14 protein-coding genes are annotated in these 17,787 nt (G+C 40.0%); 7 read left to right on the forward strand and 7 right to left on the reverse strand.

Annotated elements, in window-relative coordinates; genetic code table 11:
* Positions 1–172: 172 nt before the first annotated feature.
* From ACQKKO_RS16860 to ACQKKO_RS16885, 6 genes are all read right to left on the reverse strand, one after another.
* Positions 173–2,002, reverse strand: coding sequence for an ABC transporter ATP-binding protein (locus tag ACQKKO_RS16860; protein WP_498649238.1), 1,830 nt, complete (start codon positions 2,000–2,002; stop codon positions 173–175).
* Positions 2,003–2,005: 3 nt separating this feature from the next.
* Entirely contained in the window at positions 2,006–3,727 is a 1,722-nt protein-coding gene (locus ACQKKO_RS16865; protein ID WP_498649240.1) for an ABC transporter ATP-binding protein, read from the reverse strand.
* Positions 3,728–3,966: 239 nt separating this feature from the next.
* Positions 3,967–4,947, reverse strand: a complete 981-nt coding sequence (locus ACQKKO_RS16870) for a sensor histidine kinase (protein ID WP_498649242.1) — start codon at positions 4,945–4,947, stop codon at positions 3,967–3,969.
* Complete coding sequence (locus tag ACQKKO_RS16875; protein ID WP_498649244.1) at positions 4,944–5,648, reverse strand: response regulator transcription factor; 705 nt, start codon at positions 5,646–5,648, stop codon at positions 4,944–4,946. Before ACQKKO_RS16875 ends, ACQKKO_RS16870 begins: the two co-directional genes overlap by 4 nt.
* A gap of 18 nt (positions 5,649–5,666) precedes the next feature.
* Complete coding sequence (locus ACQKKO_RS16880) at positions 5,667–7,613, reverse strand: ABC transporter permease (RefSeq protein ID WP_498649246.1); 1,947 nt, start codon at positions 7,611–7,613, stop codon at positions 5,667–5,669.
* The gene (locus ACQKKO_RS16885) at positions 7,585–8,355 is read right to left on the reverse strand and encodes an ABC transporter ATP-binding protein (protein WP_498649248.1); all 771 of its coding nucleotides are present in this window, start codon (positions 8,353–8,355) and stop codon (positions 7,585–7,587) included. The genes ACQKKO_RS16880 and ACQKKO_RS16885 overlap by 29 nt, the downstream gene beginning before the upstream one ends.
* Before the next feature lie 782 nt (positions 8,356–9,137).
* Between ACQKKO_RS16885 and ACQKKO_RS16890 the strand changes: the two genes are divergently transcribed.
* The 7 genes from ACQKKO_RS16890 (at position 9,138) to ACQKKO_RS16920 (ending at position 16,749) form a co-directional block, all read left to right on the forward strand.
* On the forward strand, positions 9,138–9,713 hold the full coding sequence (locus ACQKKO_RS16890; protein ID WP_498649250.1) for a TetR/AcrR family transcriptional regulator: 576 nt from the start codon (positions 9,138–9,140) through the stop codon (positions 9,711–9,713).
* Positions 9,714–9,739: 26 nt separating this feature from the next.
* On the forward strand, positions 9,740–11,077 hold the full coding sequence (locus tag ACQKKO_RS16895) for an MATE family efflux transporter (RefSeq protein ID WP_498649252.1): 1,338 nt from the start codon (positions 9,740–9,742) through the stop codon (positions 11,075–11,077).
* 69 nt (positions 11,078–11,146) lie between these two features.
* Complete coding sequence (locus tag ACQKKO_RS16900; RefSeq protein ID WP_498649255.1) at positions 11,147–12,112, forward strand: D-2-hydroxyacid dehydrogenase; 966 nt, start codon at positions 11,147–11,149, stop codon at positions 12,110–12,112.
* 92 nt (positions 12,113–12,204) lie between these two features.
* Positions 12,205–12,909 (forward strand): response regulator transcription factor, encoded by a 705-nt coding sequence (locus tag ACQKKO_RS16905; protein WP_498649258.1) that lies wholly within the window; start codon positions 12,205–12,207, stop codon positions 12,907–12,909.
* On the forward strand, positions 12,906–13,982 hold the full coding sequence (locus ACQKKO_RS16910; RefSeq protein WP_498649260.1) for a sensor histidine kinase: 1,077 nt from the start codon (positions 12,906–12,908) through the stop codon (positions 13,980–13,982). Before ACQKKO_RS16905 ends, ACQKKO_RS16910 begins: the two co-directional genes overlap by 4 nt.
* 81 nt (positions 13,983–14,063) lie before the next feature.
* Complete coding sequence (locus ACQKKO_RS16915; protein ID WP_498649262.1) at positions 14,064–14,843, forward strand: ABC transporter ATP-binding protein; 780 nt, start codon at positions 14,064–14,066, stop codon at positions 14,841–14,843.
* Positions 14,818–16,749: an FtsX-like permease family protein gene (locus ACQKKO_RS16920; protein WP_498649264.1), complete on the forward strand. Its 1,932-nt coding sequence runs from the start codon at positions 14,818–14,820 to the stop codon at positions 16,747–16,749. Before ACQKKO_RS16915 ends, ACQKKO_RS16920 begins: the two co-directional genes overlap by 26 nt.
* 46 nt (positions 16,750–16,795) lie before the next feature.
* On the opposite strand, the gene glsA is transcribed toward ACQKKO_RS16920, so the two are convergent.
* Complete coding sequence (gene glsA, locus ACQKKO_RS16925; RefSeq protein WP_498649266.1) at positions 16,796–17,746, reverse strand: glutaminase A; 951 nt, start codon at positions 17,744–17,746, stop codon at positions 16,796–16,798.
* Positions 17,747–17,787: the final 41 nt, after the last annotated feature.

Raw genomic sequence — 17,787 nt, forward strand, 5'->3', positions numbered from 1 at the left:
GCGATGGACACACTTGCCGTCAGCTAACAGTTCCTACTGCCAAGCCTGTAGTGGACTTTCACCACCAAGTTATCACCCATGCTGGGCGCACACACCAATGGCGAATGATTCAATTGTTGAATCATTCGCCATTTTTTCATTCATTTTTTAGTTTTGTCTCAGCCTAGTAACGTTATCCGGTTTGCTGTTGCTCAAGTTTTTGGTGTAACCCAAAGTAAAATCCTTGCTGATTCATTAAGTCTTCATGGGATCCATGCTCCGTAATCTCACCATCCTGTAAGACATAAATACGGTCAGCCTGCTCAATCGTATTTAAACGGTGGGCAATCATAAAGCTTGTTCTCCCTTTCATCAATCGTTGAAGTGCTTCTTGAATCCGCATTTCAGTAATTGTATCAATACTTGAAGTGGCTTCGTCCAAAATTAAGATAGAAGGATCAGCAAGAATGGCTCTCGCTATTGAAAGAAGTTGCTTTTGCCCCTGACTTATTCCTCCACCATCTTGTTTTAACTCTGTTTCATATCCATTTTGAAGCCTTACGATAAAGTCATGAGCATTTGCTTTTTGGGCTGCTTCTTCTACCTCTTCGTCCGTTGCATCCAATCGTCCATAGCGAATGTTTTCACGAATACTTCCCTGAAACAGGAAGGAATCCTGTAAAACAAAGCCCATTTTTTTCCTCAAGCTTTCTTTTTGAATCTTCTTCATATCGATACCGTCAATGAAAATGTGACCTTGATCGGTTTCGTAAAAATATGAGAGTAAGTTAATGATCGTTGTTTTACCAGCACCTGTAGGACCGACAAACGCAACGGTCTCACCTGATTGCACAGAGAAGGAGACATCCTTTAAGATCAGTTCATTGTCGTATGAGAAAGATACATGATCGAAGCTGACATCGCCCTTGATAGATTCAATAGGAGCAGCCCCTTCGTGATCTTCATCTGACGGTTCATCAATGACCTCAAACACACGCTCTGCACCAGCAATGGCCGAAAGTAACGTGTTAAACTGATTGGCTAAGTCATTAAGTGGTCTTGTAAATTGTCTTGAATACTCCGCAAAGATCACAATGGTTCCGACCGTCACACCAGAAGCTGGATTTAAGGCGAGCAAACCACCAACTCCTGCTATAATCGCAAAACTAGCATTGTTTAACACGTTCATTACTTTAGGGATAAACCCCGAATACGTTTGTGCCCAAAATCCTGATGTTCGAAGTTTTTGATTCTTCTCTTCAAAGTCTTGAATAATTGGTTCTTCTCTTGAGAATGTTTTAACCATCGCTTGGCCGGCAATCGTTTCCTCAATATAGCCATTTAAGTTCCCAAGATTTTTTTGCTGTTCCTTAAAAAAGACAGAGGTTCGTTTGGTGATCCATCTTAAACCGATGAACATTAATGGAACCACCATCAATGTGACAGCGGTCAACAATGGACTTAACCAAAGCATTACAGCTAAAATCCCAATAAACGTAATGACACTGGAAAGTAGCTGTATAATCGAGCTATTTAAGGTGTTACTGACATTCTCCATATCATTTGTCATTCGACTCATTAACTCACCATGCTGTCGTTTATCAAAATAGGCTAGTGGTAACCGCTGAATTTGTAGAAATAAAAGAGTTCTCATTTCTTGAACGGTCTGCTGAGACACCCCAATCATCCAATAGTTTTGAAACCATGTGGCAAGTGATAAGCCAAGATAAATGACTGCTAACGCAAGTAGTAGTAACGGCAATCCACCCAAATTTCCAGCAATAAAATAATCATCAATGGCTTTTCCCACAAGAAATGGCCCAAGTAAGCTTAAAACGGAGCTAATGACAACCATCGTGATAACAAGGAATAATTTCAACCGGTAAACTGATAAAAACGTCCATATTCGAAGGAGTGTTCCCTTCCAGTCCTTCGCCTTTTTATTGTTTTTCTTTTTGTTATTCTTTGAATGATCAATCTTTATTTTCTCATATTGAAACGGCTCTCTAAGAGGGGATCCCATACCCTAGGCCTCCTTTCGATACTGCGAATAGTACAACTCTTGATAGAAGGCTGATGTAGCTAGAAGATGCTCATGTTTTCCTTCGTCAACTAATTCCCCGTGCTCAAGAAGCAGAATCGAATCTGCAGCCATTGCAGTCGAGAGCTTTTGTGTAATTAAGATCGTTGTGCATGGGTATTGCCTTAAGGCTTTAAAAAAAGCGGCCTCGGTTTTGTTATCAAGTGCACTCGTACTATCATCTAATAGTAGAATGGCAGGCTTTCTAAGAAGTGCTCGTGCAATCGCAATACGTTGCTTCTGGCCCCCAGAAAGATTCACACCCCGTTGTCCAATTCGTGTATCATACCCATCCGGCAATTTGGAAATCGTCTCGTGAATTTGTGCCGCCTCTGTAGCCTGAATGATTTCCTCTATGGTTGCATCGGGCTTCCCCCAAGAAATATTCTCGCGGATCGTACCAGAAAAAAGCATCGTTTGCTGTGAAACGTACCCGATTGTATTTCTTAATGTACGTAAATCAAGCTCATTGATATTTGTTCCATCAATGGATATGTGTCCACTAGTCGGTTGATATAAGCGAGGGATTAATTGAAAAAGAGATGATTTCCCAGAACCTGTTGCGCCAATCACCGCAACTGTTTGATAAGCTGATACATGAAAGGATAGGTCGTGAATCGCTTCATGGTTGGCCTCGGGATAAGCAAATGATACATGCTCAAACGTGATATCGCCATGTTGAGTATACGATGATCCTTCCTTCTGAATCGCTTGTTCCTCATCCCCACTACACTCCGTTAGTACTTCCTCAATCCGCTCCGCAGAAGCCTTTGCTCTTGATACAACCATAATAATCATAGAAAGAACGGTTAAGGCACCTGTAATTCTTGTAGCGTAGTTCACAATGGCTACAATTTCTCCAACTTGAGCTCCGCCCGTACCTAATTGAACACTTCCGAACCACAATACAGCAATAATTGATGCATTCATTAGAAGTAATAGAATCGGTTGGGTAACCTCCATTAAACGCAATGCCCGCATCGTCTGATCCTTTAATTGTTCATTCTTTGTGACAAATTGTTTAGCTTCGTGACCTCGTCGTACAAAAGCCTTGATTAGCTTAATGGCCAACAAGTTTTCTCGCATACTATGATTCACTTGATCCAGCTTTCGTTGAACCCAACCAAACGACACGGCCCCTTTTCTCATTAAGATCGTAATCGTTAACACAAGTAAAGGAATCACAACAGCGAATACGAGTGCTAGCTGAACATTCACAAAAAATGATAAGGTTATTCCTCCGATAATCAGAAGTGGAGCTCTCATCATAATACGCAGTCCCATAAACACAGTATTCTGAATTTGGGTGACATCGTTTGTTAGTCTCATAATTAATGAAGAGGTTGAGAATTTCTCAAGCTTTTCAAACGAGGATAACTGAATACGTCGATACATCGATGACCTTAGATCGAGTCCTGTACTCTGACCCGCATGGGCTGCAAAAAATGAATTGATGACCCCTGCAAAGAAAGCAATAATAGAGCCTCCCATGAGTATAGATCCCCAAAATAAAATAACGTTTAAGTCCCCAGCTACAACACCGTCATCAATCATTCGAGCTAAAATTAACGGTGAAGCTAACTCGACAGTAAGCTCAAGTAGCATTAAAACCAAGGCGATAAATACAGCTATTCGATAAGGCTTTATATATGAAAATACATGTTTCATCTGATCTACTCCTTAACCTCAACCCCGGCATCTATTTCGTTAATCTAATTATATCTTATTTCGTTCATGAAGACGATTATGACTACTGATGATGATTTAATTGGATAACCCTTCTTTAGTCTGAGATATATGATTAAAGCATCCTCCCTCCATTTGTTCCATGAAAACACGAAGGCAAATGATTTATTTACCTAATCATTTGCCCTTTTAATTATTGATTTTTAATTATGGCAAGGCCACTACGAACTTGGAAAGGTGAGGTAAACCTTCGTACCTACCCCAACTTCTGATTCCATTTTAATTTGAATAGTAAGTTTCTCGCACAATTCATAAACAAGATGCAATCCCATACCTGTTGATTCGCCGTATTTCCGACCATTTTCTCCTGTATAAAAGGGCCGGCTGATCATTGGTAAGTCTGATGCTTGAATCCCTACTCCTTGATCCTGGATAAGAAGTGTTGGAACTTGTCCATTTAATTGACTCGAGATTAGAAGCTGTTTTCCCGAGTCCTTTGTGTACTTTATCGCGTTCACAATTAACTGATCTAACATAAACACAAGCCACTTAGGATCTGAGGATACAGTGATAGCCTCATCAACATCAATTTTCGGATACATTTCCTTTAAGATGAACAATCTCTTATTATCTTGAACGACTTGTTGAACAAGCGTTTTCAACTGAACCGACTTTACGCGGAAGTCTTGTTCAAACTGTTCGAACCTGGCCGTATGCAAAGCAAGGTCGAGCCCTTTTTCTAATCGTTTTAATTCAGTTCTGAGGGCAGGATATTCGTGAAAATCTGCTTCATTTTGAGTAATTAAGTTCATAACAGAAACAGGTGTCTTCATTTGATGCACCCACTGTGTCATAAACTGAACCTGCTGATTTTTACGAATCTCAAGCTGGTGCTGTTCTGCTTGATGCTGATTGTAATAACGTCCAAGTAATTGGTTATGTGCTCGAATGAGCGGGTGGTCTCCTTCAATCTTAAAGTCGTGATGACCCGTGGTTTCGTTCGTTAATTTCTTATAGTAAGGAGCTAATACAATGTATCTGTAGACCAGATAAACGGCCATTAGTAACATGGACAAAAACATGGCGTAAAGAAGGCTTGAGCCTTGAGCATCGGGATCAAGATAAAGAATGGAACCAATCATTAAAGCTTGAATGATTTGTATAATGACTAAAAGTCGATGATCTCTCCAAAATAAACTCATGTTGAACGACCCCAAGTCACATGTAACCGGTAGCCTGCTCCACGAATCGTTTCGACTGCATCATGAATTCCTAGTGACTGTAGTTGCTTACGGACTCTTGTCATATTTACATTCACCGTATTCTCATCTATAAAATGTGTATCATCCCAAAGCTTATCGAGAATAGCTTGTCGTGTAACCACATTCGGATAGGTTTTCATCAGCAACTCAATCAATTGGCATTCTTTCTTAGAAAGCATAACTGTTTCTTCTTCAAAAGAAAGCTCCATACGCTCTGAATGATACACAAGACCATTAAGCTCAATCGTCTTCTCTTCAGGTGCCGTAGAATATTCTCCATACGCGCGCCTAATATGGCTTCTTACTTTCGCTACCAGTACATCTGTATGGAAAGGTTTCGGAAGATAGTCATCCCCACCATGCTCCAAAGCCATTACCTGATCAATCTCACTGCTTCGTGCGGAGATGAAAATGACAGGACACGTTGAACGTTGTCTAATTTGACGGCACCAATAAAATCCATCAAAGGTCGGAAGGTTAATATCTAGTAAGATAATACTTGGATCTGCTTTTTCAAAAAAAGAAAGTAGATCTGCCTCTCCGTTATGCGTAAACACCGTAAATCCATAACGCACGAGCTTTTCTTTTAAGACGGAAGCCAGTTTCTCATCGTCTTCTATGATTAATACCGTTTCTGCCAAGTTCACTCGCCTCCTGACCTATGCTTTTTCTATAAGATGGCGTAGATTTTGAATATATTGTTTGCGCATTAATAGAAAATAAATTACCTGCGCAGCTGCAAATCCAGCAATCACTAGAACTACTGAATGAATGATATTTCTTCCTTGCATATACATTGATTGAAGCGCTACAAAGGCAACACTTGCATGAATAAGTGATAGAACAAACGGAATGAAAAATAACAAACTCATCTCGGTAGTCACAACGCGATTAATTTGCTTAAACGTAAAACCTAGTTTCCTTAATATAATAAACCGCTCAGCGTCTCTTGGTAAATAGGTGTACAGGCGATAATAAAGGAAACTCCCCGTTGCGATAAAAAAGACTATTCCTATCACCGAGCCGATCAGTAACGTGGTCTGGTACAGGCTACTTGCTTGTAAATAAAAGAGTCCACTTGAATGGAAGCTAAAGGTTGGAACAGGGTTACTCCTATCCTGAAAGTACGCACGTTCCAGTTGCAATTCGTTTTCGTATAAATCTCGTCCTATTAACTCTGTCCTCTCCCAATCAGCGATCGTGTAACCGACAAAAAACTGTTCTTTAAATCTTTGAACATCATTATAAACAGAATCTGATACCACCACAGGATTAACGCTCAAGAAATAGGAAGTACCAAATACTTGATAAGGGTACATATCCTCTATAACTAAAGGAGATTGTCCCTCGAATAGTAATGTTTCTTCTTCTCTACTATTTTCCCATTCCCCTTCATAAGTAGCTAGTGGTTGCACTTGTTGATCAGTTAAATTAAGTTTTGGAAGATTTAACATACTCGCAAGTTGATTGAACTCTGTTATCGAAACTAGAGTATAATCATAAGCATAGTCCACTTCCCATTTAGAGCTCTGAAGTTTGCCTTCTGTCTCTTTTAACGTGAGGCTCGTTTCTTGATAGTCTATCTGCTTTTCCATTAATTCCTCAGATAACTGCTGTCGAACCTGATTCGCATCCTTTTGATCTAGACTGATATACGTCATCGCCATAGGCTGTTCGAACTCGCGATCCATTGTTGTTCCAAAGGTCGCAATGGTTCCTGTAGCACAAATAGCAATTGTTGAAATAATAGAGACCAGGAAAAAAACACGTGAATGATCCTTCAATCGATAAATTAAATTAGACCGACTAATTAACTTATAACTTTTCCAATGTTTCCTCGGGTTCTGTTGAAGTCGCCTCATAACAAATACACTTAGTTGTGTAAAGAAGAAATAGGTACCTACAACCACCATCAACGTTACTGGGAAAAAGCGAACAACCACTTGCTCTGATTCGGCGGTAAACGCCAGAAGATATCCTCCACCAATTAAAACGAGCGCGAGAATGCTAAGAAATGGAGATGCCACTGGAAAGGATTCGGGCTTTTCCTTCCCTTGAAGTAACTCACGAACCTTTGATGTACGCACGATAAAGGACGTAAAGTATGAGATACTTGCAAATAATAAAATAAAAACACCTATGGTTAACCCAAGAGCCTTCCATGGCATGTAAAATGGCATCTCGTCCAACAAAATGACGTTACTAATGGCCATTAAGAACAGCTTTTCAAATGCTAGCCCTACACATACCCCTATCAGGATAGCCCCAAATCCAATTAAACAGCTTTCAAAAAAAAGCAGCTGCCTTAGCTTTTTCTTCGTTAAGCCATGCAGCACTAGAATGCCAAATTCCTGTTTCCTCGATGTTAAAAAGGTGCCCATTGAATACAGCACAAATAAGAACGAAAATCCAAAGATCACATAAAGAGATACAGTCATTCCAACAACTGCAACCTCTGTAATCAATCCTTCACCAACGCTCGGATGAAACACAAATACAGCATACACAAAAAAGACAAACACAGAAAACGCACAGCTAAGTAAAAAAGCAGAGTACGTTCGTTTGTTGCGAATAATATTACGGTAGGCGAACTGACGAAAGGTCACGATTGTCTCCTCCCATCAATGAAAGAACCTGAACAATATTTTGATAAAAGGATTCCCGGTGCTCCCCCTTATACAATTCGTTAAACAGCTGACCATCCTTAATAAACAAAATCCGATCACAGTAACTCGCGACAACTGGATCATGTGTCACCATCAGAATAGTTGTCTTCTCTTCCTTATTCATCTTATGTAAAAGCTCCATGACATCACTTGTTGCCCTGGAATCTAAATTCCCCGTAGGTTCATCTGCCAGCAAAAGCTTCGGTTTATGTATTAACGCTCGTCCAATTGCCGTGCGCTGAATTTGTCCACCTGATAACTCATAGATTCGTTTATCAAGAATTTCGTGAATCCCAAGTTTCTTTGCCAGCTGCTGAATCCGACTTTGCATCTCTTGAATGGAGTGACCTCCATCAAGCGTAAGAGGCAGGACCATATTTTCTTCCACTGTTAGCGTATCCAGCAGTTGAAAGTTTTGAAACACAAATCCCAGCTTTTTCGCCCGAAAGGAAGCCAGCTGTTTTTCGTTTAATGTATGAGGAACGTCCCCGTCCAATTGAATAAAACCGGACGTTGGCGAATCAATCGTTGACATGATATTGAGAAGAGTCGTCTTCCCACTACCAGAGGGTCCCATGATCCCAACATATTCCCCATCGCCCACATCAAACGAAACATCCTCAAGCGCACGATAAGCAACCTTTCCACTATACGTCTTGGAAACATGGCTCACTGTTAGCATCTTACTTCCCTCCTCTTAAGCCTGAACGCTCGCTGCAATCAATAAAATACTGATAACCCCAATGATAAATGTTGCTGAGATCACTTTAATCCCTAAACTTCCCTTCATTCCGTCCATCTCCCGTTCATTTAGTATACCCCTAGTATAAGAAGCAAACAATTCTGCACCTATCGATTATACTTTCAAGAACCTTACAGGGATGTAAGTATGGGAAGAGGAGTGCGGTTGGCTTAAGTATGCCCGGCCTACATCTCTTTTTGCGCGACTTTGGCTCATGTATGCGCGCCCTCTCTCTTTTTTTGCGCGACTTTAGGTCAGGTGCGCGCGACCTACCCTCTTTTTACGCGACCCCTCCTCTCTTTCTGCTCGATCCCCAACTCCTTCCTTCGTGCCATATCCAAAATAAACAAGAGCCCCAAACGCTACATTCCTGCGCTTGGAGCTCTTTATATGATCTACCTTCTTATGAAGATACTTGTACGCTAGCCATGATCATCATTCCGACTACACCCACTAGAAATACTGCTGAAATAATTTTAATGCCGAGACCGCCCTTCACGTCTTTCATTCCTCCTAATCTTTTTTCTCTCTATCTTCTCTTATGTTATGAAACTCGATTTTTGTCTAGTATTAGTATAATCAAAAATTAGTAGAAATAGTCCTACTTTTTCCATATTATTATGTGACAATTATGTGTCAAAGGAGTCTCTCATTCTTATTATAGACACGAGTAACGTTCTTTGTTAGGATGAACTGACGAACGTTCGGAAGGTGGATAATATATGACAGCTGATGAGATTAAAAAAGCTGCTTTGTTTTCGTTTGGACAGAATGGATTTGAAGGTGCATCACTAGCTCAAATCGCTGACGAAGTAGGCATAAAGAAACAATCAATCTATACACATTTTAAAAACAAGGACGACCTTTTTCTAACGGTGCTTGAAGATTCATTAAAGAATGATCTGTCGTTTCTTATTCATTGGATCGATCAAAAACAAGATCTTTCTATGCATGATCTCTTAGAAGAACATCTTTACTTATTACTTCGACGATTTAATGAGGAAGATAGCTACCGCTTTGGATTACGAATATCCTTTTTTCCTCCTTCTCACTTAAATGAAAAAGTAATGCAACAAGTTGCGCAGTATGAGACGAAATTTGAGGAAGCTTTTATACCTAGGTTTCAAGCAGCTCTATCCGAAGGCTTGATGGAAATAGAGGATGCTCGATCAGGTGTTTTAGCTTACCTTTCCATGGTCGATGCGATTTTTATAGAACTCGTTTACGGAAATAAAGAACGAGCACAGATAAAGTTAAAGGCACTATGGTCCATTTTCTGGCGTGGTGTCGTTAAATAATTTGATTTTATGATGGAGATGCTTACATGACTACTCAAGATACTTTCACGAATCCATTAGATACCCAACCAGTTGGAAAGATCTTTTTGAAATATCTCGTTCCTTCTCTTGTGGGGATGTTACTTATGGCATTAAACTTTGTTGCCGATGGAATCATGGTCGGAAACCGACTGGGACCTGTTGCGCTTGCTGGTGTTGGAATTGCCGGTCCAGTCTATACGGTATTTGTTGCCATGTCCTTATGGATTGGAATTGGGGGCGCAACGTTGTTCTCACAAGCAATGGGAGCCAAAGATCCTAAAAAAGCACAATTCATTTTTACCCAATCATTGATTGTTATTTTCTCAGCTACGCTTGTGATTGGTATTATTGCATTTTTTTTCAGGGAACCGCTTGTCTATGCCCTCGGTGCAAATGAAGAAACATACCCTTACGCATCGGCTTACCTAAATGTCATGCTTCTCTTTGGATTTGTATTTACCATAGAGAATGTGACAAGCGTCTTTGTTCGAAATGACCGAAATCCAACGCTCGCAATGAGCGCATTGATTGTAACGGCTGTAACAAATGTGATTCTGAACTATATTATTCTATACGTATTAAACTTAGGTGTGGCAGGAGCGGCGTACGGTACGATTATTTCTGCTGCACTTGGAGTTGGCGTTTTAAGCCTGCATTTCTTTAGAAAAGACAATCAGCTAAAATTAGTCAAGTTTCAACTACAGCGTCCGCTACTCGTTCAAGCTATTATGCTAGGATTTCCTAGCTTTCTTGCTGAGGTTGGTATTTCTGTTTTTACCGTATCGCACAACGTGACATTAGAAAGGTTGGCAGGAACCGATGGTGTTGCAGCCTTCTCCGTTTTAAATTATGTCCATGGTGTCATGCTCCTGATGTTCCTTGGGATGGGTTCTGCCATTCAGCCTTTGATAAGTTATTACCATGGAGGACGCAGGCACGATCGCAAACGTCAGACGATTAAGATTGCTATACGCACAGCAGCTATTGCCGGTCTAGTGTTCTTCTTCATTGGTCAGCTCGGTGCCATACCAATTGTGAGCATCTTTGGAGACTTTGATGAAACAGTCACAGGCCTCGCCACAACCGGTATTCGTCTATTCTTTTTTGCGTATTTATTTATGGGAGCCAACTTTGTCATGATGACTTATTATCAATCCATTGGAAATGTAAAAATGGCTACCTGGATTACGTTTGCGCGCGAAATATTATTTATGCTAATCATCTTATTCACACTTCCTTACGTACTTGGTGTGAATGGAGTTTGGCTTGCTATTCCTATTGCCGAGCTACTTGTTTTAGCGAGCATCGTTTTCTATGTGCGACGCTCTCCAATTGTGAGTTAAGGTAAAATCAACGAAATTCTCTGTTTATTCTGGTACACTAAATAAAAAAGCAGATGCGGAGGACTAACGATGCCACAATCCAAACAATTAGTCATTACACATAATTTATCAGAGGAATCGCTTCAACAAATTAAGGAAATCGTTCCTGATTGGTCGATTGCTTATGGAAAAGACCCTGAGAATTGGGAATCTAAGATTGAAGATGCAAGTGTAATCGTAGGCTGGAAAAAGGAGCTAAAGAGTCTAAACTTCAGTCAACCAAGTTCGCTTGACTGGCTGCAAACGTGGAGTGCGGGAGTGGATTACTTACCTCTTGAAAAGATGGATCAAGGCGGAATCACTGTAACAAGCGCGAATGGTGTTCATGCCTATCCGATCTCTGAAACCATCTTTGCCTTAATGCTCGGACTCACACGCAAGATTCATTCTTATGTACGCAATCAACAAACAAAAACATGGGAAAATGAAGGCTTAAAGCTTGAGATACATGGCAAAACAATTGGAGTTATCGGTGTTGGTGCGATTGGTGAAGAGACAGCAAAGATAGCCAAAGCGTTCGGAATGAATGTGCTTGGAGTGCGTCATTCCGGGAAAGAAAATGAGTATGTAGATACAATGTACAAAACAGATCAACTTCAGGAAATGCTTCCAGCCTGCGATTACGTTGTAGTTACGCTTCCATTAACACGTGAAACTCATCACCTTTTTAATAAAGATGCATTCTCGGCTATGAAAGAAAACGCCTTTTTTATCAATATTGGTCGTGGTGAGATTGTAAAGGAATCAGATCTTGTTGATGCCTTAACGTCCGGACAAATTGCCGGAGCCGGACTCGACGTATTTGAGAAAGAGCCCCTAGAAGAAGAAAGCCCACTTTGGGAAATGGATGAAGTCATCATTACCCCACATACGGCTGGGGCGACAGAGCATTACCAGGAGCGCGTCATTCAGGACATCTTCATACCTAACCTGAAGAACTATGTAGAAGGTAAGAAACCGACGATCAATGTTGTTGATTATGGAAAGGGTTATTAAGATGTTAGCAAATTCGTGTGTACCACACGGATTTGCTTTTTTTGATTGGACTAATTGTCAATGTTTGCTATGTTTAAGATGAGGTGATTTCGTTGTATCAGATTTTAATGGTTGAGGATGACCCAAAAATAGCATCCATTCTTTCAGAATATTTAATGAGATATGAACATCAAGTTGAACTTATTAATGAGTTTAATCATATTAAAGAGGAATTTATCAAACACTCCCCTGATCTAGTTTTGCTTGATATTAACCTGCCTTATTTTGATGGCTTTTACTGGTGTAGACAGATTCGTTCGATTTCAAATGTGCCAGTTATCTTCATCTCAGCTCGTACCGATGAAATGAATCAAGTCATGGCCGTTGAAAACGGTGGAGATGATTATATAACTAAACCGTTTCACTTAGATGTTGTTGTAGCAAAAATAAAAAGCGTACTTCGACGGACATATGGTGAATATGCACTTAACTCCTTTCAACAGCCCACGTTCGATGTATCAGGACTGTTCCTCTATCAGGATAAGCATGAAATTGTGTGGAAAGATCAAAAGGTTTCTCTAACAAACAAAGAGTATCGACTCATTCATAAACTTGCTGAACAGGTTGAGCGAATTGTTACACGAGATGATCTATTGGAGGCTCTTTGGGATGACGTGGATTTTGTTGATGACAACACCTTGACTGTTAATGTAACAAGACTGCGAAAACGGTTGGGCGATATCGGTATAGAAAATGCTGTCCAGACTGTGCGAGGACAAGGGTATAGACTCTTAGTGAGTTGGAAGTCAACTTTATGAAAGCATACATAAGGGATCAAGCAAACTTCATTCTACTTTTTCTGATCCAGACATTCGTACTCATGTTAACGACATTTCTAATGATCCGTGAAGCTGGCGCGATCATTTCTTTTTCAAACTTATTCTACTTATTTATTCTCTCTTTGTTCTTTATGCTTGTTTGGTTATCTTATGATTGGATCAGGAAACGAAACATGTTAAAACGTCTGATTCATACGGGACAAACAACTTCTATTAAACGCAGAACAGTTGAAGAATTAATTGAAATGAGAACCTACTCCTCTGAAGCGAGACTTTGGCAATCCGTTATAAAGAAGCAGCATTTTACTTATGAACAGGACATCAGCCAACAAGAAATAGACCGAGAACAGCATACCGAATTTATTAATCAGTGGGTTCATCATATGAAAACACCTGTTTCTGTTATTTCTTTAATGATCCAACAAGAAAAACAAACAGATGGAAATCATACAACCCATACTTTTTTAGAGGATCTTCATGAACAAAATGAACGTTTTCGCCATGGACTTGAATTAATGCTTCAACTGGCACGTCTTGATCATTTTTCCGTTGATTTAAAATCAGAATCTGTGAATCTTGAAGAGGTCATTCATAAAGTCATCAATGAAGAAAAGAAACAATTTATTCGTAGAAAAATCTATCCAAAGGTAGTCACTCCAGACACGTCCCAGCTTGTTGTAACAAGTGATTCAAAATGGCTACATGTGATTTGTAATCAGCTTCTTCTTAATGCATTAAAGTACTCTAAACAGCAGGAAGGGGCTTTAATTTATTTTCATGTCTCTTCACAATCTGGCCAAACCACACTTAAAGTAATTGACGAGGGAATAGGAATAGAGTCTCATGATATCCCTCGTATCTTTCATCCTTTTTTCACTGGTGATAATGGGCGAACGCACACAGAGTCTACAGGTATGGGACTATACCTAGTAAAGCAGATTTGCGTGAAGCTTGGTCATCGTATTGAGGTAGAGTCTAAGCTTGATATAGGCACTACCTTTACCTTAATCTTTGCAACGACAACCTTACATGACAATTTTGTAAGACAGTGACCCACAAATGAAAGTTAGTTCTATGGGAGCAGGATAAAGCCTTCCTTATACTATAAATAGAGAATATGAGGAGGAGCAATCATGTCAATTTTAAAAGTAACCAATCTATCTAAAACCTATTTTCCACAAAAAGAAGGGGTATCTTATCAAGCATTAAAGAATGTAAATCTCAGTGTAGAAAAAGGCGAGTTCACGGCGATTATGGGACCTTCTGGAAGTGGAAAAACGACTCTGCTTAATCTTTTAGCCACCATTGATGAACCATCATCAGGAGAAATCTTAATTAATGGAACCAATCCAGCCAATTTAAAGAACGCCAAACTTTCTTTGTTTAGAAGGAGAGAACTTGGGTTTGTGTTCCAAGATTTTAACTTAATTGATACGTTAACCGTAAAAGAAAATATTTTACTTCCTCTCGCATTAGATAAGAAATCACTGAAGGATATGGAAACAAGGCTTGAGGTCCTCGTAAATCTATTAGGCATTTCAGATATTCTATCAAAACGAACATATGAGCTTTCAGGTGGACAACAGCAACGTACATCTTGTGCAAGAGCCATCATCCATAACCCCTCAATTATTTTAGCTGATGAACCTACAGGGAATCTTGATTCAAAGTCCGCAAGACAGGTAATGAACACTCTTGCTTCTCTTAATGAAGATAAAGAGGCAAGCATTCTCATGGTCACTCATGACCCCACAGCAGCAAGCTTCTGTAAACGAGTGATCTTCATTAAAGATGGACAGCCATTTTCTGAGATATTTAAAGGGGCAAACCAAGAAGATTTCTTCCAACGTATTCTTGATACACTTAGACTTTTGGGAGGAGATTTTCATGAACATCAGCACCCTCGCTCGTAGAAATCTAATGGGACACCTTCAGCGTTATCTTGCTTATTTCTTAAGTTGTTCCTTTGCTGTGACCATTTATTTTGCGTATGCGACTTTCACACTCCACCCAGAAGTTGTAAATGGTTCGATTCCTGCTGCAGATCTTGTTCGAATCGGAATGATTGCAGCTCAATTAATAATTATTGTCTTTTCGATATTTTTTATCGCTTATTCCAATTCAGCTTTTCTTCAAGTAAGAGAAAAAGAATTTGGCTTACTTTCTTTGTTTGGTATGACGAACAATCAACTCCGGAAACTCATTTATCTGGAGCAAACGATTCTTTCTCTTGCAGCGATTGGCGCAGGGATTGGGTTTGGACTGTTATTTTCAAAGCTATTTTTAATGCTGATGAACTTGCTTCTAGCCGTTGATGCACCTATGCAGTTTCAGCTTATTCCACGTGCTTTTCTCGAAACTGGTCTACTGTTTTTTGTTTTGTTTCAGGCTCTTACCTTCTTTGGTCTATTCCGTTTAAAGAGTCGACGCATCATTGATCTGATTCGTGCAAAGCAGAAACCAAAGCCAATGCCAATTGCTTCAAAGTGGTTAACGTTATTATCCATATCAACGTTAGCGTTCGGCTATACATTTGCTGCAACGGCTAACTTATTTAGTGCATTCTTCTTAGTCATTCCAATTGTTATTCTTGTGATGATCGGAACCTATTTCTTGTTTACTCAAGGAATGCTTGCTTTATTTAAACGTCTATACGCAAATAAAAACAGCTTATTCAGAGGCACCACTTTACTGACACGTACAAACATTCTTTTTCGTTTAAAAGATCATGCAAGAATGCTATTTCTCACATCCATTATTAGTGCGGTTCTGTTAACAGCAGGTGGGACTGTATATATGTTCTTTCAAACCTTTATCGATCAAGGCACAAAAATTGTACCTCAGGCGATTTCATGGGTTGAAGAGGATGCCACTCAGTATCAAGTAATCGATCCTTCAGACGTTAAGTCGACACTTGCATCAGCTAATCAAGAAATTGAATATACGGTTAATACATTAGCTTTACCTGGTCAAATGTCTTTGCCTGTACCTTATTCAAATTTGGTTCAAGACACTGAAGTGATGATTGTTTCACAAAGTGTTTTTAACAAAACAGCTCAGCAAAAAGGTTTAGATCCTATTTCACTTCAAGAAGAGGAAATCCTATTAAATACCCCTTTTTCAACGATGGCTATGATTGGGGATGACAATCAAACCGAAACGCTTTATGTTAAAGATCAAGACTGGCCTGTCCACATTGTTTCTGAGATATTTGGAGAAGCATTCTTTTCTTCGTCTGGGCCCGCTAGCTCTACGATCGTTGTAAATGATTCCATGTACGACACACTGGCAAGCTCCTATAGTGAGTCTGAGATGATGAGGGTTATGGGCTTTGAGCTAAAGAACTGGAAGGATGCAATAGACGCATCGCATGAAATCAAAGAACAAGTAAACCCAGCGTTCGCCTATTCGTTACAAACAAGAGCTCCAGAGTATCAAATGCTTATCCAGGCATCTGCTCTGACCATTTTTATAGGGGTATTCATTAGCTTACTCTTCTTTATCGTTCAAGGAAGTATGATCTACCTCAAATTATTCACAGAAATTGAGGATACAAAGCAACAGCTTCGTTCCCTTCACCGAATTGGTATTACAAAAGAAGAATCAGCCCGCATCATTAATCGCCAGGTTCAGTTCTTGTTTTTTGTTCCATTTGTTGTTGGTTCAATTCATGCAGCCTTTGCCTATGCCATGCTTGGGAGCATTCTTTCCATCCAGCTTTGGGGAAGTGGACTGCTTGTGATTAGTATCTACTTTGTATTCCAAGTATTTTATTATCTACTAACGAAATACGTGTACCAGAGGGCTATTTCAGCTTAATCAACAAATAAGGAGAATCCTAAAACAACCTAGGATTCTCCTTTTCTTATTTTGTATCGTCTTTACTAAAGATACTTAGCTGCCATTTATCTGATATCTTCTTCAACATCCGGATACCTGCGATACTATTACTGTATTGATTTAAATCCGGTCCCATAACTCCGATCCCGAGCTTCCCAGGTATAGCGGCTACGATGCTTCCAGATACGCCACTTTTGGCTGGAATTCCAACTTCTAAAGCAAAGGAGCCTGACTCATCATACATACCGCACGTAGTCATAAATGCTTTTAAAGTCGTTACAACATCTGGTGGTATTAATTCTTCTCCAGAATGCACACAGATTCCATGATTAGCGATGACAGCAGCCATGTTTGAAAGCTCTTCAATGGTCACTTCGATCGCAGTCATCTTCCAATAAACAGGGAGTGTGTCTTCAAACTCACCTTCGATAAAGCCATTATGTCGATTATAATAAAAGAGTGCGCGGTTTAGGTCCTGATCCTCTGCTTGATACACTTTTTCGTTGTAGGATAATTCAGGGTTACCAGTCACCTTTCTAGCGAGGGATAAGATACGCTCCACCTTTTCATCGGCGTCCTTTCCCTTCATTAACCCACACATAACAATAGCTCCTGAATTTACTAACGGATTCAGCGGCTTTTCCTTCTCCTGCATCTCCATTTGGATCAAGGAGTGGTAAACGTTACCGGTTGGCGCTTTCCCGGTATATTTAAATACTTCCTCACTTCCATGATCCATCAAAGCAATTGCTAGCGGAAAGAGCTTAGCAATACTTTGTAAGGAAAAACGCCCTTCATAATCACCAGCCCGCACGGTTGTTCCACTCGTTGAGGTCAGTGAAACCGTTACAGCTCCATGGTCATTATTATCCACATTCTCAATATAATCAGGGATCTCACCTTTTCGTGCAAGCTGTTTTTCTTCTTCTATGATCTTCTCTAGATATTCAAGGATTTCTTCTTGCATATTTTCCATGTCAGACCCTCCTCCCTTCCCTATTCCCGCTTTACAAAAGG

It is taken from the genome of Alkalihalobacillus sp. NPDC127517 (genome assembly GCF_050276055.1).
In the GTDB taxonomy this organism is placed as follows: domain Bacteria; phylum Bacillota; class Bacilli; order Bacillales; family Bacillaceae_D; genus Alkalicoccobacillus.

Coding starts and splice junctions, on each gene's coding strand:
- ACQKKO_RS16870 (WP_498649242.1), bottom strand. CDS start 4,947: ATGAGTTTATTTTGGAGAGATCATCGACTTTTAGTCATTATACAAATC.
- ACQKKO_RS16915 (WP_498649262.1), top strand. CDS start 14,064: ATGTCAATTTTAAAAGTAACCAATCTATCTAAAACCTATTTTCCACAA.
- ACQKKO_RS16900 (WP_498649255.1), top strand. CDS start 11,147: ATGCCACAATCCAAACAATTAGTCATTACACATAATTTATCAGAGGAA.
- ACQKKO_RS16860 (WP_498649238.1), bottom strand. CDS start 2,002: ATGGGATCCCCTCTTAGAGAGCCGTTTCAATATGAGAAAATAAAGATT.
- ACQKKO_RS16890 (WP_498649250.1), top strand. CDS start 9,138: ATGACAGCTGATGAGATTAAAAAAGCTGCTTTGTTTTCGTTTGGACAG.
- ACQKKO_RS16910 (WP_498649260.1), top strand. CDS start 12,906: ATGAAAGCATACATAAGGGATCAAGCAAACTTCATTCTACTTTTTCTG.
- glsA (WP_498649266.1), bottom strand. CDS start 17,746: ATGGAAAATATGCAAGAAGAAATCCTTGAATATCTAGAGAAGATCATA.
- ACQKKO_RS16895 (WP_498649252.1), top strand. CDS start 9,740: ATGACTACTCAAGATACTTTCACGAATCCATTAGATACCCAACCAGTT.
- ACQKKO_RS16920 (WP_498649264.1), top strand. CDS start 14,818: ATGAACATCAGCACCCTCGCTCGTAGAAATCTAATGGGACACCTTCAG.
- ACQKKO_RS16865 (WP_498649240.1), bottom strand. CDS start 3,727: ATGAAACATGTATTTTCATATATAAAGCCTTATCGAATAGCTGTATTT.
- ACQKKO_RS16885 (WP_498649248.1), bottom strand. CDS start 8,355: ATGCTAACAGTGAGCCATGTTTCCAAGACGTATAGTGGAAAGGTTGCT.